Source organism: Haemophilus haemolyticus M19501 (assembly GCF_000222025.1).
GTDB lineage: Bacteria > Pseudomonadota > Gammaproteobacteria > Enterobacterales > Pasteurellaceae > Haemophilus > Haemophilus haemolyticus_G.
The window spans coordinates 315773-337965 of record NZ_AFQO01000007.1; the positions used below are offsets into that span (position 1 = coordinate 315773).

A 22193-nucleotide genomic window follows, 5' to 3' on the forward strand; every position below is an offset into this window, starting at 1 on the left:
TGTTTTCCTTTTGTTAAAAATTATTTTTTATATGCCAAGATTTCGCCCATGCGAACAGGTTCATTCACGCTTAAATGATCAGCTAAACGCACTTGATTGGCTTGGAATAAATTAATCACTGTCGAACCAAGTTGGAACCAACCCATTTCTTGACCTTTCAATAATTTGACCGCACTTTCTCCTTCATAAGTCCAAGTTTTCACTTCATTGTAGCGCGGTGGATTAATTATGCCTGCCCAAGTTGTGCCAATACTTGCAGTGATGGTCGCGCCGACTAAAATTTGTACCATTGTGCCAAATTCAGTATCAAATACACAAATCACGCGTTCATTACGCGCAAATAAATTGGGTACATGTTGGGCTAAAAATGGGTTCACAGAGAATAAATCACCCGGTACATAAATCATTTTGCGTAGCGTACCATCGCACGGCATATGCACTCGGTGGTAATCACGAGGAGAAAGATAAGTAGTGGCAAATTCACCATTTTTAAAGGTTTCAACTAATTCTTTATCTTCTGCCAGTAGGTCTTCTAGGCTGAAAAAATGCCCTTTAGCTTGTAATAAAAGATTATCGCCAATATGACCACACTCACTAATGCGCCCGTCTGCGGGTAAACAAAGTGCGGTAGGATTTTGATTAATTGGACGCGCGTTTTCTTTTAACGGACGAATAAAAAATTCATTAAAACTTGCGTAATCAGAAAATTGTTCTTTTTGCGCTATGCTCATATCAATGTTGTATTTTTTCGCAAAAGCTTTAATTACAACATGGGTTAGCACACCCCATTTTTGTTTAGCAAACCAGCCTGCAATTTGAGTTAAATAAATTTGCGGCATGACATATTGAAATGCCACTTTTAAGCGTTGCCAATAAGAATTTGAAGTCATCATTATCTTTCCTTGTTAAAAAAAAAAGGCGTGATTATAGCAATTTTTTTTATTCTTCCAACTATTTAAATAATGACAACTATAGAACAATTATGCTTTAATATCAGCAATTCATTTCCGCCATCAGTATTAAGGTTTAATCTATGTTTAGCGGCTTATTTATTGGAATAGCTTTCGGCATTCTACTTCAACGTACACAATTCTGTTTTGTTTCTGGTTTTCGTCGTTTTTTATTTGAAAAAAACTTCCGTTTTTTAACCGCACTTTTAATCGCTGTCAGTGTGCAATCTATCGGGCTTTTTACGCTGGCTGAATTTGAACTCATCAAAATTCCTACATCTCAGTTGCCTGTGCTTGCTAGTATTTTAGGTGGATTGTTATTTGGCATTGGTATGGTGTTAAGTAATTGTTGTGGGAGCGGGGCTTGGTTTCGCAGTGCAGAAGGGGCGTTAGGCAGTTTACTTGCTCTGTTTGCTTTTGCGCTCACAATGGCTTCAACACAAACTGGCAGCCTTCATCAATTTATTGGCGGATTAACCCAACAAACCACACAATGGAATAATATTTATTTAACATTCTCCATTTCTCCTTGGTGGTTGGTTGCGATTTTAATTATTATCACGCTGATTCTGTTTTCTCGCCGAGAAAAAATTGCTTCCCAAGAAAATCTTTCATTTTTTGACCGCACTTTTAAGCATAATTGGAATCCTTATTTGGGGGCGTTATTAATCGGTTTGTTGGGTGTTGTCGCTTGGTATTTTAGTTCTAAGGCCGGACGCAATTTTGGTTATGGTATTTCTGTACCTTCGGCGAATGTGGTGCAATATTTAGTCATCGGTCAGCAACGTTATTTAAACTGGGGGAGTTTATTTGTGCTTGGGATTCCATTGGGATCATTTTTTATGGCAAAACTTAGTGGCGATTTTAATCTCAGAATACCTCAGCCAAAAGAAGCCCTACGGCGTATTTTAGGGGGCGTTTTAATGGGTTTGGGCGCAGCATTAACTGGTGGCTGCACGGTGACAAATTCCTTAGTAGCTACCGCCTATTTTTCTTGGCAAGGCTGGCTTGCCACAGGCTTTATTTTATTAGGATGTTGGATTGGTAACAGATTGTTCGTGAGAAGATAAAAGGAGAAACTCAATGAAATTTAACCGCTCTTTACTAGGTATTGGTGTTGTATTTGCACTTGCAGCTTGTGATGATAATCAAGTAAAAACTATTGAAACAAAAGAACTTTTGGATAATTTGAATAATCCTAATTATGTGATTATTGATTCTCGCCAAGATAGCCTTTACAACGGTTTCAAAGATAAAAATACGATGCGTGGTGGACATATTCCTAACGCTGTGCAATTTTCTTGCTCATGGCTAGATTCCATTGCACCGGATAAATTTGAATCTTTTGCAGCAGGCAAGGGGATTACTAAGGATAAAACCTTGGTATTTTATGATTCTAATCTAGATAATTTAGCTTGTATTAGTGCTGATTTCGCCGCAAAAGGCTATAAAACTCGCGTATTTAATGATTTTATCAGTTACGCTAATGCAGATTATCCACTAGAACGTTTTCAAAATTTCCAATATAGCGTTTCTCCGGAATGGATTAATTCTGTGTTGAAAGGCGAAAAACCAGAAACTTATGACAATGATAAATTTGCGATTTTTGAAGTGTCTTGGGGACCGCTAGAAAAATCCCAAGGCTATGTGCAACACATTGTTGGCGCTTATCATTTTGATACGGATTGGATCGAAAATGGCCCGATTTGGAATTTATCATCGCCGGAAGTGATTGAGCAAAATTTGTTGAAAAATGGTATTACGGCGGACAAAACTATTATTTTGTATTCAGATAATCAATTGGCAGCCTATCGCGTATTTTGGGCGTTAAAATGGGCTGGCGTGAAAGATGTGCGTGTATTAAATGGCAATCTTTCTACTTGGATGGATGCTAATTTACCAACAGAAACCACAGTGAATACACCAATACCTGAAACTCATTTTGGTGCAACAATTCCAGCAAATCCTGCGATTGATATTGAAACGCCGAAAGAAATTATGTTGGCACAACAAAATGGCTTGAAACTCATTAGCAACCGTGCTTGGGATGAATATACTGGCAAAGTGAGTGGCTATGATTACATTCCGGGCAAAGGTGAACCGCAAGGAGCAATTTGGGGCTTTGCTGGCACTGATTCTTCTAATATGGCTGATTTTTATGATCCGGATGGCACGTTGCGTAACCCAAATGAAATTTTTGCTTTGTGGAAAACTCAAGGTATCGAAAAAGGTAATAAATTAGCCTTTTATTGTGGCACAGGCTGGCGAGCAGGCGTACCTTGGTTTATGACTCAACTAGCTGGCTGGAAAGATACTTTGGTTTATGATGGTGGCTGGAATCAATGGCAAATGGATTCTGTTTATCCTGTACAAAAAGGTGCGCCAAATAATATGACAAAACCGGATTCGAAAAATGATTTTGGCAAAGTGATGAAAAAAGGAAATTCCTGTAAAAGTTAATTAAGAGGGGGGAAATCACGAGTTTTCTTACATAAAAAATGTGATTTCCCTTTGACTATCTTCGCAACAACAGGTAATATTCACGCCCTATGCAAAAGGTAAAACTACCCCTCACCGTTGATCCGGTAAAAGATGCTCAAAGACGGCTTGATTATGTTGGTTATTATGCGGCAAATCAGCTTGAGCGTTTGGCGGAATCAGTGGTAAACGTGCTCAGCGATGCACAGGTAACATTATCGTTTTATATTGATCCACAAAAATTAGTGGTGATGAAAGGTAAAGTGCAAGTTGATGTTGAATTAGAATGTCAGCGTTGTAACGAACCTTACAAACAAACATTGGAATGTGAGTTTACTTATAGTCCAGTGGCTAATTGGGATCAAGCTGATGTATTGCCGGAAATTTATGAGCCAATCGAGTTCAATGAGTTTGGCGAAATAGATTTAATTGGCACGGTGGAAGATGAGCTAATTTTAGCTTTGCCGCTTGTACCAATGCATTCATCTGAACACTGTGAAGTGTCCGCGCAGGAACAGGTTTTTGGCGAATTGCCTGAAGAATTGGCAAAAAAACCGAACCCGTTCGCTGTATTAGCTAATTTAAAGCAAAAGTAAATTAAATTTAGGAGTATAGCCAATGGCTGTTCAACAAAACAAAAAATCTCGTTCACGTCGTGATATGCGTCGTTCACACGATGCTTTAACTACTGCTGCAGTATCAGTGGATAAAGCAAGCGGCGAAACTCACTTACGCCACCACGTAACTGCAGACGGTTACTATCGTGGTCGTAAAGTGATCAATAAGTAATTTTTTACTTATAGGTGTTCACTTGAACCGTCTAACCTTGGCGTTAGATGTGATGGGCGGGGACATTGGTCCCCGTATTACTATCCCTGCCTCTCTTTTAGCATTGGAAAATGATCCTATGCTTTCTTTAATCCTCTTTGGCGATAGCCAACAAATTTCTCCTCTTCTCAATAACTGTTCTCAATCAGTTTTAGAACGCATACAAGTTCAACATTGCTCAAGTGTTATCGAAAATAATCAAGGCATATCTTATGCGTTGCGTCATAGTAAAGGTACATCAATGCGTTTAGCATTGGAATCTGTACAACGTGGCGAAGCGCAAGGTTGTGTCAGTGCAGGTAATACTGGGGCGTTAATGGGATTGTCGAAGATTTTATTGCAGCCTTTACAAGGCATTGCACGCCCTGCATTGATTTCTTTGATTCCGACCATTGATGGTGAAAAATCAGTGATGTTGGATCTTGGTGCAAATATTGAGTGTAGTGCGGAAAATCTTTATCAATTTGCTATAATGGGTGCGATTTTTGCTGAAGCTCGACTTAATTTGGTGTACCCGCGAATTGGATTATTGAATATAGGTATTGAAGAAATTAAAGGCCATCAATCTATTCGTGATGCCTCTAATTTACTGCAAAAATCAACCGCACTTAATTATGTCGGATTTATCGAAGGTGATGTTTTACTGAATGGGAAAGCCGACGTGATTGTGAGTGATGGTTTTGCAGGCAATGTCGCGTTGAAAACCTTAGAAGGGGCGGCAAAAAACCTGTTATCTTTGTTTAAAGGTCAATCGAAATCACGTTGGTTAAAACCAATTTTTGCAGGAATGATGCGTTATTTTTTCAAACAAAGTTATCAACGCTTGAAACGTATTAACCCTGATGAATATAATGGCGCATCGCTTATCGGCTTAAGTGCCGTGGTGGTGAAAAGCCACGGTGGCGCAAATGTGAATGCTTTTGCGCACGCCATTGCCGATGCTGCCTTACAAGCTCGCCAGCAACTTCCAGAAAAAATATTGGCTGGGCTTGCTCGTTATTAATAACTTAATTTTTATTTATTATGAATAGCAGAATTTTATCTACTGGTAGTTATTTACCAAGCTACATCCGCACAAATGCGGAATTGGAAAAAATGGTTGATACATCAGATGAATGGATTGTCACTCGTTCCGGTATTCGTGAACGTCGTATCGCAGCGGCAGATGAAACTGTTGCAACAATGGGATTTGAGGCAGCAAAAAATGCGATCGAAGCTGCTGAAATTAATCCTCAAGATATTGAACTGATTATTGTTGCAACGACAAGTCACTCGCACGCTTATCCAAGTGCCGCGTGCCAAGTACAAGGGTTATTAAATATTAATGATGCGATTTCTTTTGATTTGGCAGCAGCTTGTACAGGTTTTGTCTATGCATTGAGCGTGGCAGATCAATTTATTCGTGCCGGCAAGGTGAAAAAAGCCTTAGTGATTGGTTCAGATCTCAATTCTCGTAAATTAGATGAAACAGATCGCAGTACTGTTGTGCTATTTGGTGATGGTGCAGGCGCGGTCATTCTTGAAGCGAGTGAACAAGAAGGGATTATTTCTACTCATTTACATGCTTCAGCAGATAAACATAATGCGCTTGTTTTAGCTCAACCTGAACGTGGTGTAGAAAAATCTGGATATATCGAGATGCAAGGTAATGAAACCTTCAAACTGGCAGTTCGTGAACTTTCAAATGTGGTGGAAGAAACACTTTTAGTAAATAATTTAGATAAAAAAGATTTAGACTGGCTTGTACCACATCAAGCAAATTTACGTATTATTACAGCGACAGCTAAAAAATTAGAAATGGATATGTCGCAAGTGGTGGTAACGTTAGATAAATACGCTAACAACAGTGCAGCTACTGTGCCTGTTGCTTTAGATGAAGCTATTCGAGATAGCCGTATTCAACGTGGGCAGTTACTATTATTAGAAGCCTTTGGCGGTGGTTGGACTTGGGGTTCGGCATTAGTGAGATTTTAGTTGATTTGATATAATTATTGAGGATTTTAAAGTGCGGTAAAATTTGACCGCACTTTTTCTGTTAAAGAGTCAGGGGTTCGCCTGACGGCGACTTACTTTTTCTTTGCTTTGCCAAAGAAAAAGTAAGCAAAAAGAAAAGCAACCCTGCTTTGCCTTATTTCCTGAAAAAATAGAAATTTGCTTCACGGAAATTTGCTGAACTCGCTTCGCTCAAACAGACGCAAATTTCCTACAAATTTCTATTTTTCCAGGCGGCAAAGAAGGGAACCCGATTTGTTCTTTCTTCGATGTAAAGTGCAGTGAAAATTCAAAATGTTTTTCACTCTAAAAATGAACTCAAAATCAACTGCACTTTTTAAATAATGCTCCGATTAAATTTGGGCCCCATATAAATCGCCTTTGTGACTTTCAATTTTTAGGCAATTTGCGTCTGTTTGAGCGAAGCGAGTTCAGCAAATTGCCGTAAAGAAAATTGAAACAAAGCAAAGATCAGCGATTTAATTGGGGTGTGTTTCTTTTGCCTACTTTGCTTTGCACAAGCAAAGAAAAGTAGGTCGCCGTCAGGCGAAATCCTGACGTCAATTACCGAAAAATATTTTTAATTAAAACAATAGGACAAAACATAATGAAAAAATTCGCAATGGTCTTCCCAGGCCAAGGCTCCCAAACTGTCGGTATGCTTGCTGATCTTGCAACTGAATATCCAATCGTTACTGAAACATTTAAACAAGCATCTGATACGCTTGGTTATGATTTATGGCATCTTGTTCAACAAGGCCCTGCTGAAGAACTTAATAAAACTTGGCAAACTCAGCCCGCACTTTTGGCTGCTTCAGTCGCTATTTATCGCGTATGGCAAGAAAAATTTCCTCAATTAAAACCAGAAGTAATGGCAGGCCATAGCTTAGGTGAGTATTCTGCCTTGGTTTGTGCTGGCGTGTTGGATTTCCAAGATGCGATTAAATTAGTGGAATTGCGCGGAAAATTAATGCAACAAGCTGTGCCTGAAGGCACTGGCGCAATGTATGCAATCATTGGTTTGGACAATGAAGCAATTATTAATGCTTGCAAACAAGCAGAGGAAGGCGAAGTCGTATCTGCTGTGAACTTTAACTCACCAGGTCAAGTCGTTATCGCTGGCGCGAAAGCAGCAGTTGAGCGTGCGGCTACATTATGTAAAGAAGCGGGTGCTAAGCGCGCATTGCCATTAGCGGTGAGCGTACCTTCTCACTGTGCCTTGATGAAACCAGCAGCTGAGCAATTAGCGGTAACACTTGAGAATATTCAAATTAATACACCAACAACATCGGTATTAAATAACGTTGATGTGAAAGCTGAAACTAAAGATGCAGAAATTCGTACCGCACTTGTTCGTCAGTTATATAGCCCAGTTCGTTGGACTGAAACCGTTGAAAAAATGGCGCAAGATGGCGTTCAAGCACTTGTTGAAGTGGGACCGGGTAAAGTATTAAATGGTTTAACCAAACGCATTGTGAGTGATTTACAAGCAATATCTGTAAATGATGTTGCATCATTCAATGCCGTAGAAGAATTTTTAGCGTAAAAGGAAGGAAAAATGCAAGGTAAAATTGCTTTAGTGACAGGGGCTACTCGTGGTATTGGCCGAGCGATTGCAGAAGAACTTAGCTCAAAAGGTGCGTTTGTAATTGGTACTGCAACATCTGAAAAAGGTGCAGAAGCAATTTCTGCATATTTAGGAGATAAAGGTAAAGGTTTAGTTTTAAACGTCACAGATAAAGAATCTATTGAAACTTTACTTGAGCAAATTAAAGATGATTTTGGCGATATTGATATTCTCGTGAATAACGCAGGTATTACTCGTGATAACTTATTGATGCGTATGAAAGATGATGAGTGGTTTGATATTATGCAAACTAACTTAACTTCGGTGTATCATCTTTCTAAAGCCATGTTACGTTCAATGATGAAAAAACGTTTTGGTCGTATCATCAATATTGGTTCAGTGGTGGGTTCAATGGGGAATCCAGGACAAGCTAACTATTGTGCGGCAAAAGCGGGTGTGATCGGTTTTTCTAAATCTTTAGCGAAAGAAGTGGCTGCGCGTGGTATTACTGTAAATGTGGTTGCACCTGGTTTTATTGCAACGGATATGACAGAAGTGCTTACTGATGAACAAAAAGCAGGTATTTTATCTAATGTTCCAGCAGGTCGTTTAGGCGAAGCTAAAGATATTGCTAAAGCCGTTGCTTTCTTAGCTTCTGATGATGCAGCTTACATTACAGGCACAACGTTGCATGTAAATGGTGGTTTATATATGAGCTAATGCTGAAAATCAGCATTTCTCTTTATTTGGACTTGAGTGGCGTTCTAAACACAAAATCATAGCCAAAGATTTTAGATAATGTTAGAATCCCATTCGCAGTGTAGCTTGGTTACGCCTTGAGCGTATGCAAAGGTACGTAACTATTTTTAATGTGTGTATTCAGATTGCCCGTTTTGTGGTGCGACCAGCCTATAAAATAGTTGCAAGTTGATAAAAAATACATACACTAACCGCTCTTTTATGAGTTAAAACCAACAAAATAGGAAAAACAAATGAGTATTGAAGAACGCGTGAAAAAAATCATCGTTGAACAATTAGGTGTTAAAGAAGAAGATGTTAAATCTGAAGCTTCTTTCGTTGAAGATTTAGGTGCGGACTCTTTAGACACAGTTGAATTAGTAATGGCTTTAGAAGAAGAATTCGATATCGAAATTCCAGATGAAGAAGCTGAAAAAATCACAACTGTTCAATCTGCGATTGACTACGTGCAAAACAATCAATAATTTCAAGTTGGGCGACTTTTTAAGTCGCCTAATTTTTTTCAAAAATTTCTTTCTAAAATCGCCGCACTTTTCTCTTATTCCAGCATTGTAAAATTGATCTGAATTACCTTTTAATTCAATTCTTGCTCTAAAATTTAAAAAATATCTAGTTTTATTCCTCAAAAAGGGTATTATTTTTACAGTTTTTTTGTTTTTGAGGTGCTTATGCTTTATTTAGAATTTTTATTCTTATTATTAATGCTTTATATGGGAAGCCGTTACGGTGGTATCGGATTAGGTGTTGTTTCTGGTATCGGTCTTGCTATCGAAGTTTTCGTATTCCGTATGCCAGTGGGGAAAGCACCGATTGATGTAATGCTCATCATTCTTGCGGTAGTGACTTGTGCATCTGTGCTTGAAGCTGCAGGCGGTTTGAAATTTATGTTACAAATTGCCGAACGCATTCTCCGTAAAAATCCAAAACGTGTCACTTTACTCGGCCCATTGGTCGTGTATTTATTAACGTTTATGCTTGGTACTGGCCACTCTGTTTACACAATTATGCCAATCATCGGCGATGTTGCATTGAAAAACAAAATTCGTCCAGAACGTCCAATGGCAGCGTCTTCGGTGGCATCTCAGTTAGCGATTACATCTAGTCCACTCTCTGCAGCTGTTGTCTTCTATCTAGGTAAAATTACAGCAATGCCTGGTTTTGAGCATATTAGTTTGTTAGATATTATTTGTGTGACTGTTCCTGCAACCTTAGCGGGTACGATAGCGCTTTCTTTATACAGTATGCGTCGTGGTAAAGAGTTAGAACAAGATCCTGAATATCAACGTCGCTTACAAGATCCAGTATGGCGCGAACGCATTTTAAATACCACAAGCACAACATTGAATGAAGCCCTTCCACAAGGCGCTAAAAAATCAGTTTATTTGTTCTTATTAGCCTTGGTGGTGATTGTTGCGATTGCGATGATTCCTGAAATTCGTACTATTGGTAGCGGAAAAGCAATTTCCATGTCGCTAATTATCCAAATGATGATGCTTTGTTTTGGTGGTGTGATTTTACTCGCAACGAAAACGAATCCTCAAATCGTGCCAAATGGCGTGGTATTTAAGTCAGGTATGGTGGCAGCTATTGCGATTTATGGTATTGCTTGGATGAGCGATACTTACTTCCAATATGCAATGCCAGAATTTAAAGCCGCGATTACTGATATGGTTCAAACTTATCCTTGGACATTCGCGTTAGCATTATTTGCAGTTTCAGTCGTAATTAACAGCCAAGCTGCGACCGCAGTCATGTTATTACCTGTTGGTATTGGTTTAGGTATTCCCGCACCAATCTTGGTTGGTTTAATGCCTGCAACTTATGCATATTTCTTCATCCCAAATTATCCGTCAGACATTGCCACTGTAAACTTTGACGTAACAGGTACAACGAAAATTGGTAAATATTATTTTAACCACAGTTTCATGGTGCCAGGTTTAATTGGGGTTGTTGTTGCTTGCTTGGTCGGTGTTTCTGTGGCGGAATTAGTGATTCGCTAATTTACACATAAACTAAATCCTTTTAATATAAAAGCACCTTTGAATGGTGCTTTTATTTTTATGACAACCTACATCGCCTACGGCAATATAAATCAACCTTTTTCTTTGGAATCCTTACCCGATGCACTGATTCCAGAAAATCTATATCAAATTGAAACGGATAGCTCGCGTGTTTTTCAGCGTCATCAGTGCCGTCGGCTTGCTCACTTATTACTTTTCCAACTTCTAAAAATATCAGGAAAATCCACCGCACTTTTATCTCAAATTCATCGTACCGAAAGTGGCAGACCTTATTTTCTTGATGAGCGAATAGATTTTAATATTAGCCATTCTGGTGATTGGGTGGCGGTAATATTAGATATTAGAAATAAAGAAAAAAGTGCGGTGGGAATTGATATTGAATTTCCTAAAATAAGAAATTTTTCGGCGTTGATGGAACATATTGCACCAAAAGAAGAAATTGATTGGTTTCATCATCAGCAGGATTCTTTGAAGGCTTTTTATCGTTGTTGGTGTTTGCGAGAAGCCGTATTGAAATCCCAAGGATTCGGGATCGTAAAATTATCCAATGTTCGTCATTTTCCTGAACAACAAAAAATTTTTTCAGATTATTGTCCGCAGGGGCAATTATGGTTTACTGATGAACTCCCTGTTTATTTAGCCGCTTTTGTAAATCATCAAGAAAAATTACCGCACTTTTATGAATGGAGTGGGGAACGATTGCAACTTAAAATACTACAAGAATTCAGCTTTTATTGTGTGAACTAGAGGGACTATTATTATATTTAAAAATAACCCTAGAACAAAAGAAATTTGGCATATTCAACCAGTTAAAGGAAAATAATATGAGTATTAAATATTCAATTCTAATTGAGCAGCTAGAGGTTTTTATAAGCTCTAGAAACCAGATAGATAGAATTTTACATGATTATGAAAATGAAATTAAAAACATAGTAAATGAAATAAAAAAACATGATCCCTCTGTGGAAAATATTTATAAATTATTCAGCATTCAAAATGATTTATCTGCATTGTTATATAAGTATAATTATCCATTAAGTGATTATTTGCGTGATTTTATTTATGAGTTTGATAGACAGGATGAGGAGAGTGTGTTCTATCTTATAAAAGAGATTGTCGAAAATAAGAATTTTTTAAATTATGGATAGGTTTTCAATTTAGATATAGCTTATTGAGATTTAGGATACTCTTAATGCTAGAATATTTGTGATTTTTAATTGTTAATTTAGCATGTGTCTTAAAGAAAAAAGTGAGGTCAATTTTCAAAGAGTTTTAAAATCTCCCCAAAACTGACTGCACTTTTTGTAAATACTTTGAATTGGTGTTGGGCAGGGATTCTCAATTGGGACTGAATACACGGATAAATTAAAATGAATAATGTATTGAAATTTTTATTTATATCTTGTTTCTTTTTTCTTCTCTTATCTTTGTTAAAAGAAGGTGCTGTTGATAAGGAAAAAAATAATAAAAAAAAGCAAGATATTTATATGCTTGTTTTGGAAAGATATAAAGATAAAATTGTTGATATATCTGATTCTAACAGGATCTATGCTTTTGTAAAATTCTCCATAAAAGAAACTAATTATAATGAGTTAAATGATTTTATATTATCTCTAGGGTTTGTTAAGGTTAGTGATGGAGATTATTGTAAAGGTGAACAATATATGGGAGTAAACTTTTATGATGGACTATTTTATTTAAATTATTTTTATCCTGATTTAGATATATGTCATTTGAAGTAGATAGATTTTATCAGGATATTTGGGAAACTCTTATCAAGGTAAAGATACATCAGCCAGTGATTTAGCTTGGAGCGGTACAACAGGATTTATTACTGGTGGAACAAATTTTAAAACGACATTGATAGTGAATACCGTGAGTTCAGGCTTGCAAGGATATTTTGAGTCTAATGAGGATTCAATTAAACATGCTGGTTATAAAGCAGTATCTTCTGGGGTAGCAACAGCAACTGGCAGTTTTGCAGGTAAAGTAGCTGAGAAATCAATTGATTCCTTGGTTGTTAGAAGTATTAGTAAATATAAAAATAATTATGAGCATCAATATAGAAATAAAAATTTTTATTATACAGGATACGAAGATTATAAATATTTACCAGTTAGATTTGGGGTAGTAGTCGATTCAATGGCGAGTGAAGCTACAAGTAAAAAATTGGAAAATAATGAGAAAAACATTAAATCTATAATTCTAGGAGGTGAATAAGTGTTTAATAATATTATTCAGTTTTTTATTTATTCCCTCGTTGTTTTTCTATCTGGATTTATAATAATATCTTTATGTTTTATCGTGTTTACCTTTATCATAAATCTAGGTGATATTTCTATTCTTGAGATAAAGGATATACTATCTTTTAATTTCTATATTTTTTATAGGATGTCACCATTAATAGTATTAGCAATGCTTATATCTAAAAAACTGAGAGGTATATAGAATAGAAAGTGTTTAATTTCTAGTGTTAAGTTCTTAGAAGTTTGTAGTTTGTTTGATATTTAAACAGACTATAATTTAAAATACTGAGGCACAGAGTGCGGTCAATTTTCAAAGAGTTTTAAAACTTCTCAAAAATTGACCGCATTTTTTGTATTTTTAATTATGCTTGTGTTAAGTAAACTTTATAACTTTACATCCAATCTAGAGTAAGCACACCCGATTTTCTACGGAAATATCACAAGAGAGCAAGACCCCTAAGCTGCGATGAGAATTAATATCGTTTTTTCTGAAAATGTACGTATTGCTATTAAAGGCAATCTTAATTAAAAAATCTGTTAAGACAGTAACTGCTATGATAGCAAACAGTAAAAGCTATCTAATGCCAACGGAAAAAATCTCCGCTCCTAAGGGGCATAACTTGAAAGTGCGGCGAAATTAATGGTTATCCCTTCTTGCATTTTCATAGACGCGCCCCATTTATTTAGCTAAACTCTTAACAATTTTTTGACAAATGGAGAATGAAATGTCACAGAACGGTTCAGATCGCGATCCTTGGAGTAAACCAGGGCAAAGCAACGACCAACAGCCGGGAAATTCATCCAATAATAATGGATGGAATAACAATCAAAATCGTGGAAATCAAGAACAATCTCCGCCAGATATTGAGGAGATTTTTAATAACCTTCTCAGAAAATTAGGTGGTGGAAATAAAAAGAGCGGTCAAAATAATGGTAGTTCTCAAAACAGTACGCCATTTAATTTTGGAAAAGTGGTGCCGCTTGCGGTTGCCATTGGTGCGATTATTTGGGGCGTAAGTGGTTTCTACACCATTAAAGAGGCTGAGCGTGGTGTGGTGCTTCGTTTTGGTGAATTGCATTCTATTGTTCAACCAGGTTTGAACTGGAAACCAACATTTGTAGATAAAGTATTGCCGGTGAATGTTGAGCAGGTTAAAGAACTTCGCACGCAAGGTTCAATGCTGACTAAAGATGAAAATATGGTTCGAGTGGAAATGACCGTGCAATATCGCGTACAAGATCCTGCTAAATATCGTTTTAGTGTGACGAATGCGGATGACAGTTTAGGTCAAGCGACTGATAGTGCATTGCGTTATGTGATCGGCCATATGTCAATGAATGATATTTTAACAACAGGCCGTGCGGTTGTTCGTGAAGATACGTGGAAAGCGTTAAATGACATTATCAAATCCTATGATATGGGACTTGAGGTTATTGATGTGAATTTCCAATCTGCGCGCCCACCTGAAGAAGTAAAAGATGCCTTTGATGATGCGATTAAAGCGCAAGAAGATGAACAACGTTTCATTCGTGAAGCGGAAGCCTATGCCCGTGAGAAGGAGCCGATTGCGCGTGGTGATGCACAACGTATTATTGAAGAAGCAACAGCTTATAAAGATCGTATCGTGTTAGATGCACGAGGCGAAGTGGAACGTTTACAGCGTTTGTTGCCTGAATTTAAAGCTGCACCAGATTTACTGCGTGAGCGTTTATACATTCAAACCATGGAAAAAGTCATGGCAAATACGCCAAAAGTGATGCTTGATGGCAATAATGGTAACAATTTAACCGTGTTACCGTTAGAACAAATTATGGGTAAAAAAGTATCAGCTAAAGCGCCAACCGTAACAGAAAGAGCGGTAGAATCTGCGCCTGTTTTATCACAGCCAGAGCGTATTAATCATTCTTCAAGCCAACTACCAAGCGCTGTTGAGCCGATTCGCCAAGGGAGATTTAACTAATGCGTAAATTTTTATTACCAGCTATTTTTGTCATTGCGGCAGTGGTGTATTCCAGTGTCGTGGTCGTGACTGAAGGTACTCGCGGTATTATGTTGCGATTCAACAAAGTACAACGTGATGCAGATAATAAAGTGGTTGTCTATGAACCAGGCTTGCATTTTAAAGTGCCTTTGATTGATAGCATTAAAGTTTTAGATGCACGTATTCGTACTTTAGATGGTTCAGCAACACGTTTTGTTACTGTTGAGAAAAAAGACTTGCTAGTAGATTCTTATGTGAAATGGAAGATTAGTGATTTTGGTCGATTCTACACATCTACTGGTGGTGGCGATTATACCCAAGCTTCAAGCTTGTTAAGCCGTAAAGTAAATGACCGTTTGCGTTCTGAAATTGGTACAAGAACTATTAAAGATATCGTTTCTGGTACGCGTGGTGAATTAATGGAAGGTGCCAAAAAAGCTTTAAATTCAGGGCAAGATAGTACGGCAGAATTGGGTATTGAAGTGATTGATGTGCGTGTAAAACAAATTAATTTACCGGACGAAGTATCTTCTTCAATTTACCAACGTATGCGTGCAGAACGTGATGCAGTCGCGCGTGAACACCGTTCTCAAGGTAAAGAAAAAGCTGCATTTATCCAAGCAGATGTAGATCGTAAAGTGACGTTGATTCTTGCTAATGCAAATAAAACTGCACAAGAATTACGAGGCTCTGGCGATGCTGCGGCGGCAAAATTATATTCAGATGCTTTTGCTCAAGAACCACAATTCTTCAGTTTTGTACGTAGCTTAAAAGCCTATGAAGCGAGTTTTGCAAGCTCTGACAATATGATGATTTTAAAACCAGATAGTGATTTCTTCCGCTTTATGCAAGCTCCGAAGAAATAGATTTAAAATTGATAAAAACACCTTCCTCGTGAAGGTGTTTTTTATAGCCAGCGTCTTACTTTTTGTTTGTAACGACGATATTCATTGCCAAATTTATTTTCCAAATAGGCTTCTTCTCGGGCTATTTGAAAGCGATTCATCACTAGTATAAAGACAATCACGCCTAACCAAGCCAAACTATTACCTAACCAAAGAGCCCACGCAATTAACATTAACAGCAAACTTAAATACATTGGATTACGGCTAAATCGAAATATGCCTGTAGAAACTAATTGTGTTGTATGTTTAAAGTCATGAGGATTGATGGTCGTTTTGCGGATAAAAAATTGAACCACACTGCCTCCAGCAATCAAAAATGAAAAAGTAATGACAAAGGCAATGACTACAAAATGGACAGAATAACTCGCTACTTTTGGCAAAAAATACATTGCTGTGCCAATTAATAAACAGAGTAGTGGTGGTGGAATAAATAACATTGCTAAATCTCATTAATAAAAATGCCGCCTAGTGATAGACGGCATGTAAAGTGCGGTCAAAATTTATTTTAATTTTGCTTTAATCGCTTCTGCTACAAGTTCAGCTTCAGGCCCTAAAATGACTTGTAATCCATCATTACCTAATTTTACATTACCTTTTGAACCAAGCGCTTTAAGTTGATCTTCATTAATATTGTGATGGTCAACTAAAGTTAAGCGTAAACGAGTGATACAAGCATCCACAGTTTTGAAGTTTTCTGAACCACCTAAAGCAGCGATAAATTTCACCGCTCTTTCTTCGCGAGATTGATTGCTTTGTGTTGGGGCTGCAGCTGTTTCTGCTTTATTTTCACGTCCTAGCGTTTTGAGATTAAAGGCATTAATTGCAAAACGGAACACAAAATAATAGATCGCAAAGAATACAATACCTTGTACAAGCAACATATACCAGCTAACAGCAAGTGGGTTGCGGCTAGAAAGTACCATATCCACTAAACCAGCACTAAAGCCGAATCCTGCAATCCAGTGCATTGTAGCTGCAATGAATACAGAGATACCTGTTAATAATGCATGCAATACATAAAGCACAGGTGCAACGAACATGAATGAGAATTCAAGCGGTTCGGTGATCCCTGTAAAGAAAGAGGCTAACGCACCCGCAAGCATAATTGAGGCCACTTGTACTTTTTGATTTGGTTTTGCACAGTGATAAATCGCAAGAGCCGCACCCGGTAAACCAAACATCATCACTGGGAAGAAACCAGCTTGATACATACCCGTTACCCCCACAGTTGCAGTGCCTTCGGCAATAGATTTAGCTCCGCCCAAGAAGTTTGGAATATCGTTGATACTCGCTACATCAAACCAGAATACAGAGTTTAAGGCATGGTGTAAGCCAACAGGAATTAATAAGCGGTTGAAGAAACCGTAAATGCCCGCACCGACTGCACCTAAATCTTTGATGGATTCACCAAATGAAACGAGCGCGTTAAAAATATGAGGCCAAATATAGAGTAAAGCAAATGATACGGCGATCATCACAAAAGAAACCAAAATTGGGACGAGGCGTTTTCCGCTAAAGAACGAAAGTGCCTTTGGTAATTCAACTTGATAGAAACGGTTGTAAAGTTCAGCTGAAATTACACCAATTAAAATCCCGATAAATTGGTTATTGATTTTTTTGAATGCGTCAGGCACTTCACTAATATCAATGTGTTGTAATTGTGCTACACCAGCAGGGGAAAGTAGGGTGGTTACTACGTAGAAACCAACAAGGCCTGAAAGTGCGGCGGAACCGTGTTTGTCTTTTGCAAGACCAAACGCAACGCCCACAGCGAAGAGTAAGCCCATGTTATCAATAATTGCTGCACCAGATTTAATTAATAATGCCGCTAATTGACTGTTTGCACCCCAACCATCTGGGTCGATCCAATAGCCAATACCCATTAATAATGCTGCAGCAGGTAAGGCTGCCACAGGCACCATTAAGGCTTGACCGATTTTTTGTGCGTAACTAAGTACACTCATATAATCTCCTTAATTTTTATATTTTGATGAAATCAAAAGGCTTGAGCCCATTCTTTGCCTCAAGCCTTATACATTATTCTATGCCAAATTATTCAACGGTCAATTTTTTACCATCGTAGCTAATGGCTTTGACGCTGGTTAATGCTTTACCACCGTCAGTTTCACCACCGATGAGCAATACTTTATTGTTGTAAGACACAGAGAAACCATAGCCAATATTCATTGGTAATTCACCAACGATACTCCATTTACCATTATTTAAAGTATAAACTTCGTTATGCCACGTTTTGGTTAAACCTTTATGTGCATGAAGTTTGCCTTCTTTGAATTGTTTAATTGAACCAGGGAAGTTGGCTCCACCCGTGACTAAATAATGGCCATGGCTATAGCCTGCGAGAGCACCGGCTAAACCATCTTGTGATTTACCTTTTGGCGCAGGTAAGTCAGGTAAGTTTTTCCATTGCACACCTTTAGCGGTGAATTTACCTTGATGCGTTTCTGCGGTACGAAGCCCTGGTTTCACTTCACCATTGACCACCACTAAGTCATTACCTTGGATAGTGAATGCCGCACCAGCACGGCCAGAGAATGGAATACGACCTTCATTGCGCCATTTATTGGTTGATGGTTCATAGCTCAATAATTCTGTTGTGAAGAAATAATCTTCTGGACGTTGATCGAAATAAGCTGCTGCGATTTCATCTTTTTTCGCTTTATCTTCACCTGCTGCCACAGTGTCTTGGAAGAAACCATTAAATATAGAGAGATTAGAACCACCTAAAATATAAACTTTATCGCCGTGAGATGCGCCACTTGAGCCCACTAAACCACGCGGAGAGCGAGTAGGAAGTTTCACCCAAGTATTATCAGCTGGATTGTAGCTGTAAGCATCATTAACAAGTTGTAGTTCGCCCTTTTCATTTTTTTGCAAACCACCGAATACATAAAGTTTTCCATCTACGGCTGCTGCAACAGGTTGATTACGTTCACCACCAGGGAATGCGGCAATTTCTTTCCATTGTGCGGCAGGATCTTTTAAGTCTAAAGAATAGAATTTATCGCCACCAGAACCTAAGCCTACATATACGGTATCTCCGATGAGTGCGCCCGTTCCGCTTTTGATGCCTACTGGTAAATCTGGATAGGCTTGTGCGTTAGCTGAAAATGCAACAGTTGCAAAAAGTGCGACGCATAATGCTGTTTTTGTCAATTTCATAATAAACCTCATTTATTAAGTTATGTTTATGGATTGCTATTCATAAAACCGCATTGAATAGGATTTATTTTATAAAAAAAGTGCGGTTATAAAAGCCTTGCTTTTTTTAACCGCACTTTAGTGTTAAGACATCAATAGATTTGGCACAAAAGTAATGATTTGTGGGAAAATCGTAATTAATACTAATGTTAAGAATATTGGGATTAAGAACGGCAATATACCTTTAGCCACAGTAGATACAGACATGTTACCCACACGCGCCACCACAAAGAGAGCCATTCCCATTGGTGGGGTAAGAATACCAATCATCATATTTAATGTTGTCATTACACCAAAGAAGACTAAGTCGATATTAAATTGCATTGCAATTGGAATTAACATTGGTAACACTAAGAATTGCAATGCTAATGCATCAATGAACATACCCAAGAAGAGCAAGAGCGCATTGATCATCACTAATACCATCAATGGAGAATCAGCTACAGCAACGAATACATCTGCAATACGCATTGCAACTTGTTCACGCGCGATCATATCTCCGAAGAAGGTCACAGTCATAATCATTAATGCAACCACACCGGTAATTGCCATTGCTTCAACACAGCTATTGAAGAGCATTTTCATGGTTAATTCTTTATAAACGAATTTACCAATGATTACAGAGTAAGTCGCAGCAACAACGGCAGATTCTGTTGGGCTAAATAAGCCAGAGAAGATACCACCGATGATGAGTAATGGGGTTAAAATTGCCCAAAACGCTTTTTTGAATGATGTGCAAAGTTCTTCACGAGTTGCTTTTGGTGTTCTTGGATAACCACGTTTTTTAGAGATGTAGTAGTTCATGAACATCAAGGCAATCGTAACGAGTACGCCTGGTACAAAACCTGCAACGAAGAGTTTCGCAATGGATTCGTTGGCGATTACACCGTAAATAATCATGGCGATACTTGGTGGAACTAATGGACCGATGATACAAGATGCTGCAGTGATCCCGCCACAAATATCATCATCATAACCTGCATCACGCATAGCCTTGATTTCTAATTGACCTAAGCCGCCCGCATCAGCAAGTGCAGAACCAGACATACCTGAGAATAATAAACTTGCACCAATATTTACATGACCCATACCACCAGTATAGTGGCCGAGTAAGGCTTTCGCAAAATTAAAGATGCGTTCTGTGATACCGCCAGTATTCATTAAAATACCCGTTAGGATATAAAACGGCACAGCAAGTAATGAGAAACTATCTAAACTCATGGTCAGCTTTTCAGCTGCTGCGTTTGCCACATTCCATCTGGTCATGGAGAAATAAAGCAATGTGGTGATGAATAATGACCAACCTACTGGCACACCAAGGAACATAATAACTAGCCAGAATATTAGGGCAACGTATACAGAGTTAGAACCAAATTTCACATATTCTGTAATGCGTAATACTTTGTACCACTCTGGGAAAGTAAACAAAATGCCTAATAAAATGACCGCACTTACAATAAAGAAGGTTGCCGGTAAATAGCTTTTATCTTCTTTAAAATTGTCCGCTTGTGCTTGGAAGAAGCGCACTAACATTAGGATAGAAATGATCGGTAAAGAAGCGTAAATCCATTTTTCTGAAATTCCACCTAATGCATCAATCGGGAAACTAGAGCCAAGGAAAGTTTTGATACCAAAATGAATAAAGAAAATAATACCAAGGAAAATCACTAACTGTACAAAAGAGTTTGCGACTTTTTTAACTGAAGGTGGCATTAAATTGGTTAAGAAATCAATGTAAACGTGTTCTTGTTTGCGAATTGCCACGCTAATACCGAGCATTCCTACATAAACAAACAATAGTTTAGCGAGTTCTTCACTCCAAATTAACGGCGAGTGGAAAGCTTGACGGAATAGAATTTGGGCTACAAGAATACCGAAGATGACAAGGAACAGTACGCCACCAATCCATTCTTCAAGTTTGTTAAAAAATTTCATACTTCACTCCGAGAGATTGTGGAGAACGAAAATGAGTGCGCCAACCAAATTGCTGGCGCACGTGTAGAGATTATTTAAGAGCTTGGATTTCTTTTAATGCTTTTTCACCTTTCTCACCAGTTTGTTTTACAAACTCAGCATAGAATGGTTTCATTGCGTCTTTGAATGGCGTTAAATCAGGACGAGTTACTTTCACCCCTTGTTTTTCAAAGAATGTCACTAAATCTTTTTCGCCATCTACGAATAATTTAGTATGGTATTTTGCTGCATTTTCAGCGGCGTCTTTGACTACTTTTTGAAGATCTTCAGGTAATTCTTTATAAGTTTCGTTACTCACTAAATAAAGTTGGTCATTCAAAATGTGGTTAGTCATCGCTAAGAATTTTTGCACTTCATAGAATTTTTGTGCTTGTACTGTTGCTAATGGGTTTTCTTGACCATCTACAGAGTTGGTTTGAAGTGCAAGATATACTTCAGAGAACGCCATAGGTGTTGGAGATGCGCCTACATATTTTGCATAAGCTAAGTTAGTTGCCGCATTTGGTACACGAAGTTTTAAACCTTTCATATCTGCAATGCTGTTGATTGCTCTATTTGAAGTTGTTTGGCGAGTACCATTATAGGCTTGAGAAAGTAGAGTAACACCAAGATCTTTATCCATTTTCTTAATTAAATCTTTACCAAATGAGGTGTCAAATAAGGCTTTTTGTGCAATGTTGTAGTCGGTGATTACATAGGGTAACGCGAACACTGCGGCTTCAGGATAGAATAATTGGAAACGAGCTGATTCAGCAAAAGTGAAGTCAAGAGAACCGTCTTTTAATTGTTTTAACATTGCACGGTCATCACCAAGTTGTGAACTTGGATAAAGTGAAACTTCGATTTTACCATGTGATTTTTCTTTTACTTCTTTCGCAAACATTTCTGCAGCTTTGTATTCATTAGATGAAGTACCCGCATTCATACCAAATTTTAAGTCATAATCTGCGGCAAAAACGGCTGAAGAAACTCCTAATGTGATAGCAGTTGCAAGGAAAAGTTTAGTAAATTTCATAATGTTCGCTCCTGTGTGAACCTATGTTGATATAAGCCATTATTGGCTCAGCTTAAAAGTGAATACTTGATGTTTATGACATCAAAAAACGACTCGGACGTTATTCTAAAGTAAAAAAATACTTTTTGAACTAATCTTTGAAGTTTTATTTCAAAATTGAGAGGTAGATCACATTTGCAAAAAAATACTTCAAAAAAACTTTTAAAATGGAGTTGTGTTTTTATATAATGCCAAGCACTGACGAAAATGCGGGCTCA

The 22193-nt window shown here is 37.9% G+C and carries 22 protein-coding genes; 16 read left to right on the forward strand and 6 right to left on the reverse strand.

Annotated elements, in window-relative coordinates:
• Positions 1–20 precede the first annotated feature (20 nt).
• On the reverse strand, positions 21–890 hold the full coding sequence (gene asd / locus GG9_RS04215) for an archaetidylserine decarboxylase (protein ID WP_032825088.1): 870 nt from the start codon (positions 888–890) through the stop codon (positions 21–23).
• A 143-nt stretch (positions 891–1033) separates the two neighbouring features.
• On the opposite strand from asd, the gene GG9_RS04210 reads away from it, so the two are divergent.
• The 16 genes from GG9_RS04210 to hflC all read left to right on the forward strand — a co-directional run bounded on the left by GG9_RS04210 (position 1034) and on the right by hflC (position 15689).
• The gene (locus tag GG9_RS04210) at positions 1034–2020 is read left to right on the forward strand and encodes a YeeE/YedE family protein (RefSeq protein ID WP_005631468.1); all 987 of its coding nucleotides are present in this window, start codon (positions 1034–1036) and stop codon (positions 2018–2020) included.
• A 13-nt stretch (positions 2021–2033) separates the two neighbouring features.
• Complete coding sequence (locus GG9_RS04205) at positions 2034–3410, forward strand: rhodanese-like domain-containing protein (RefSeq protein WP_005631469.1); 1377 nt, start codon at positions 2034–2036, stop codon at positions 3408–3410.
• An 89-nt stretch (positions 3411–3499) separates the two neighbouring features.
• Positions 3500–4024: a 23S rRNA accumulation protein YceD gene (gene yceD, locus GG9_RS04200; RefSeq protein ID WP_005631470.1), complete on the forward strand. Its 525-nt coding sequence runs from the start codon at positions 3500–3502 to the stop codon at positions 4022–4024.
• 22 nt (positions 4025–4046) lie between these two features.
• Entirely contained in the window at positions 4047–4217 is a 171-nt protein-coding gene (gene rpmF, locus GG9_RS04195; protein WP_005544470.1) for a 50S ribosomal protein L32, read from the forward strand.
• Positions 4218–4239: 22 nt separating this feature from the next.
• Positions 4240–5259 (forward strand): phosphate acyltransferase PlsX, encoded by a 1020-nt coding sequence (gene plsX, locus GG9_RS04190; RefSeq protein ID WP_005631471.1) that lies wholly within the window; start codon positions 4240–4242, stop codon positions 5257–5259.
• Positions 5260–5279: 20 nt separating this feature from the next.
• Positions 5280–6230 carry a beta-ketoacyl-ACP synthase III gene (locus tag GG9_RS04185; RefSeq protein WP_005631472.1) on the forward strand — a complete coding sequence of 317 codons (951 nt, stop codon included), beginning with the start codon at positions 5280–5282 and terminating at the stop codon, positions 6228–6230.
• A 625-nt stretch (positions 6231–6855) separates the two neighbouring features.
• Positions 6856–7794 carry an ACP S-malonyltransferase gene (gene fabD, locus GG9_RS04180; RefSeq protein ID WP_005631474.1) on the forward strand — a complete coding sequence of 313 codons (939 nt, stop codon included), beginning with the start codon at positions 6856–6858 and terminating at the stop codon, positions 7792–7794.
• A 12-nt stretch (positions 7795–7806) separates the two neighbouring features.
• Positions 7807–8535 (forward strand): 3-oxoacyl-ACP reductase FabG, encoded by a 729-nt coding sequence (fabG, locus tag GG9_RS04175; RefSeq protein ID WP_005631476.1) that lies wholly within the window; start codon positions 7807–7809, stop codon positions 8533–8535.
• A 272-nt stretch (positions 8536–8807) separates the two neighbouring features.
• Positions 8808–9038, forward strand: coding sequence for an acyl carrier protein (gene acpP, locus GG9_RS04170; RefSeq protein ID WP_005627318.1), 231 nt, complete (start codon positions 8808–8810; stop codon positions 9036–9038).
• Between the two features lie 204 nt (positions 9039–9242).
• Positions 9243–10574 carry an anaerobic C4-dicarboxylate transporter gene (locus GG9_RS04165; RefSeq protein WP_005631480.1) on the forward strand — a complete coding sequence of 444 codons (1332 nt, stop codon included), beginning with the start codon at positions 9243–9245 and terminating at the stop codon, positions 10572–10574.
• 60 nt (positions 10575–10634) lie between these two features.
• Positions 10635–11342, forward strand: a complete 708-nt coding sequence (locus GG9_RS04160) for a 4'-phosphopantetheinyl transferase family protein (protein WP_005631482.1) — start codon at positions 10635–10637, stop codon at positions 11340–11342.
• 77 nt (positions 11343–11419) lie between these two features.
• Positions 11420–11743: a hypothetical protein gene (locus GG9_RS0108665; RefSeq protein WP_032825079.1), complete on the forward strand. Its 324-nt coding sequence runs from the start codon at positions 11420–11422 to the stop codon at positions 11741–11743.
• Between the two features lie 222 nt (positions 11744–11965).
• Complete coding sequence (locus GG9_RS0108670) at positions 11966–12337, forward strand: hypothetical protein (protein ID WP_032825080.1); 372 nt, start codon at positions 11966–11968, stop codon at positions 12335–12337.
• Positions 12338–12356: 19 nt separating this feature from the next.
• On the forward strand, positions 12357–12815 hold the full coding sequence (locus GG9_RS0108675) for a hypothetical protein (RefSeq protein WP_032825081.1): 459 nt from the start codon (positions 12357–12359) through the stop codon (positions 12813–12815).
• A gap of 751 nt (positions 12816–13566) precedes the next feature.
• Positions 13567–14802, forward strand: coding sequence for an FtsH protease activity modulator HflK (hflK, locus tag GG9_RS04155; RefSeq protein WP_032825083.1), 1236 nt, complete (start codon positions 13567–13569; stop codon positions 14800–14802).
• On the forward strand, positions 14802–15689 hold the full coding sequence (hflC, locus tag GG9_RS04150) for a protease modulator HflC (protein WP_005631485.1): 888 nt from the start codon (positions 14802–14804) through the stop codon (positions 15687–15689). Before hflK ends, hflC begins: the two co-directional genes overlap by 1 nt.
• Positions 15690–15730: 41 nt before the next feature.
• On the opposite strand, the gene GG9_RS04145 is transcribed toward hflC, so the two are convergent.
• The 5 genes from GG9_RS04145 to GG9_RS04125 form a co-directional block, all read right to left on the reverse strand.
• Positions 15731–16165, reverse strand: a complete 435-nt coding sequence (locus GG9_RS04145; RefSeq protein ID WP_005631487.1) for a methyltransferase family protein — start codon at positions 16163–16165, stop codon at positions 15731–15733.
• Positions 16166–16228: 63 nt separating this feature from the next.
• A complete protein-coding gene (gene nagE / locus GG9_RS04140; protein ID WP_005631489.1) occupies positions 16229–17692 on the reverse strand; it encodes an N-acetylglucosamine-specific PTS transporter subunit IIBC in 1464 nt (487 codons plus the stop codon).
• An 88-nt stretch (positions 17693–17780) separates the two neighbouring features.
• Complete coding sequence (locus GG9_RS04135; protein ID WP_005631490.1) at positions 17781–18908, reverse strand: N-acetylneuraminate epimerase; 1128 nt, start codon at positions 18906–18908, stop codon at positions 17781–17783.
• Between the two features lie 123 nt (positions 18909–19031).
• On the reverse strand, positions 19032–20882 hold the full coding sequence (locus GG9_RS04130) for a TRAP transporter large permease subunit (RefSeq protein ID WP_005631491.1): 1851 nt from the start codon (positions 20880–20882) through the stop codon (positions 19032–19034).
• 70 nt (positions 20883–20952) lie between these two features.
• A complete protein-coding gene (locus GG9_RS04125) occupies positions 20953–21939 on the reverse strand; it encodes a sialic acid TRAP transporter substrate-binding protein SiaP (protein WP_080563589.1) in 987 nt (328 codons plus the stop codon).
• Between the last annotated feature and the right edge of the window lie 254 nt (positions 21940–22193).

Bases quoted from the DNA above. Each gene is read 5' to 3' on its own strand.
- asd (WP_032825088.1), bottom strand. From the start codon at position 890: ATGACTTCAAATTCTTATTGGCAACGCTTAAAAGTGGCATTTCAATAT.
- GG9_RS04210 (WP_005631468.1), top strand. From the start codon at position 1,034: ATGTTTAGCGGCTTATTTATTGGAATAGCTTTCGGCATTCTACTTCAA.
- GG9_RS04205 (WP_005631469.1), top strand. From the start codon at position 2,034: ATGAAATTTAACCGCTCTTTACTAGGTATTGGTGTTGTATTTGCACTT.
- yceD (WP_005631470.1), top strand. From the start codon at position 3,500: ATGCAAAAGGTAAAACTACCCCTCACCGTTGATCCGGTAAAAGATGCT.
- rpmF (WP_005544470.1), top strand. From the start codon at position 4,047: ATGGCTGTTCAACAAAACAAAAAATCTCGTTCACGTCGTGATATGCGT.
- GG9_RS04185 (WP_005631472.1), top strand. From the start codon at position 5,280: ATGAATAGCAGAATTTTATCTACTGGTAGTTATTTACCAAGCTACATC.
- fabD (WP_005631474.1), top strand. From the start codon at position 6,856: ATGAAAAAATTCGCAATGGTCTTCCCAGGCCAAGGCTCCCAAACTGTC.
- fabG (WP_005631476.1), top strand. From the start codon at position 7,807: ATGCAAGGTAAAATTGCTTTAGTGACAGGGGCTACTCGTGGTATTGGC.
- acpP (WP_005627318.1), top strand. From the start codon at position 8,808: ATGAGTATTGAAGAACGCGTGAAAAAAATCATCGTTGAACAATTAGGT.
- GG9_RS04165 (WP_005631480.1), top strand. From the start codon at position 9,243: ATGCTTTATTTAGAATTTTTATTCTTATTATTAATGCTTTATATGGGA.
- GG9_RS04160 (WP_005631482.1), top strand. From the start codon at position 10,635: ATGACAACCTACATCGCCTACGGCAATATAAATCAACCTTTTTCTTTG.
- GG9_RS0108665 (WP_032825079.1), top strand. From the start codon at position 11,420: ATGAGTATTAAATATTCAATTCTAATTGAGCAGCTAGAGGTTTTTATA.
- GG9_RS0108670 (WP_032825080.1), top strand. From the start codon at position 11,966: ATGAATAATGTATTGAAATTTTTATTTATATCTTGTTTCTTTTTTCTT.
- hflK (WP_032825083.1), top strand. From the start codon at position 13,567: ATGTCACAGAACGGTTCAGATCGCGATCCTTGGAGTAAACCAGGGCAA.
- hflC (WP_005631485.1), top strand. From the start codon at position 14,802: ATGCGTAAATTTTTATTACCAGCTATTTTTGTCATTGCGGCAGTGGTG.
- GG9_RS04145 (WP_005631487.1), bottom strand. From the start codon at position 16,165: ATGTTATTTATTCCACCACCACTACTCTGTTTATTAATTGGCACAGCA.
- nagE (WP_005631489.1), bottom strand. From the start codon at position 17,692: ATGAGTGTACTTAGTTACGCACAAAAAATCGGTCAAGCCTTAATGGTG.
- GG9_RS04135 (WP_005631490.1), bottom strand. From the start codon at position 18,908: ATGAAATTGACAAAAACAGCATTATGCGTCGCACTTTTTGCAACTGTT.
- GG9_RS04130 (WP_005631491.1), bottom strand. From the start codon at position 20,882: ATGAAATTTTTTAACAAACTTGAAGAATGGATTGGTGGCGTACTGTTC.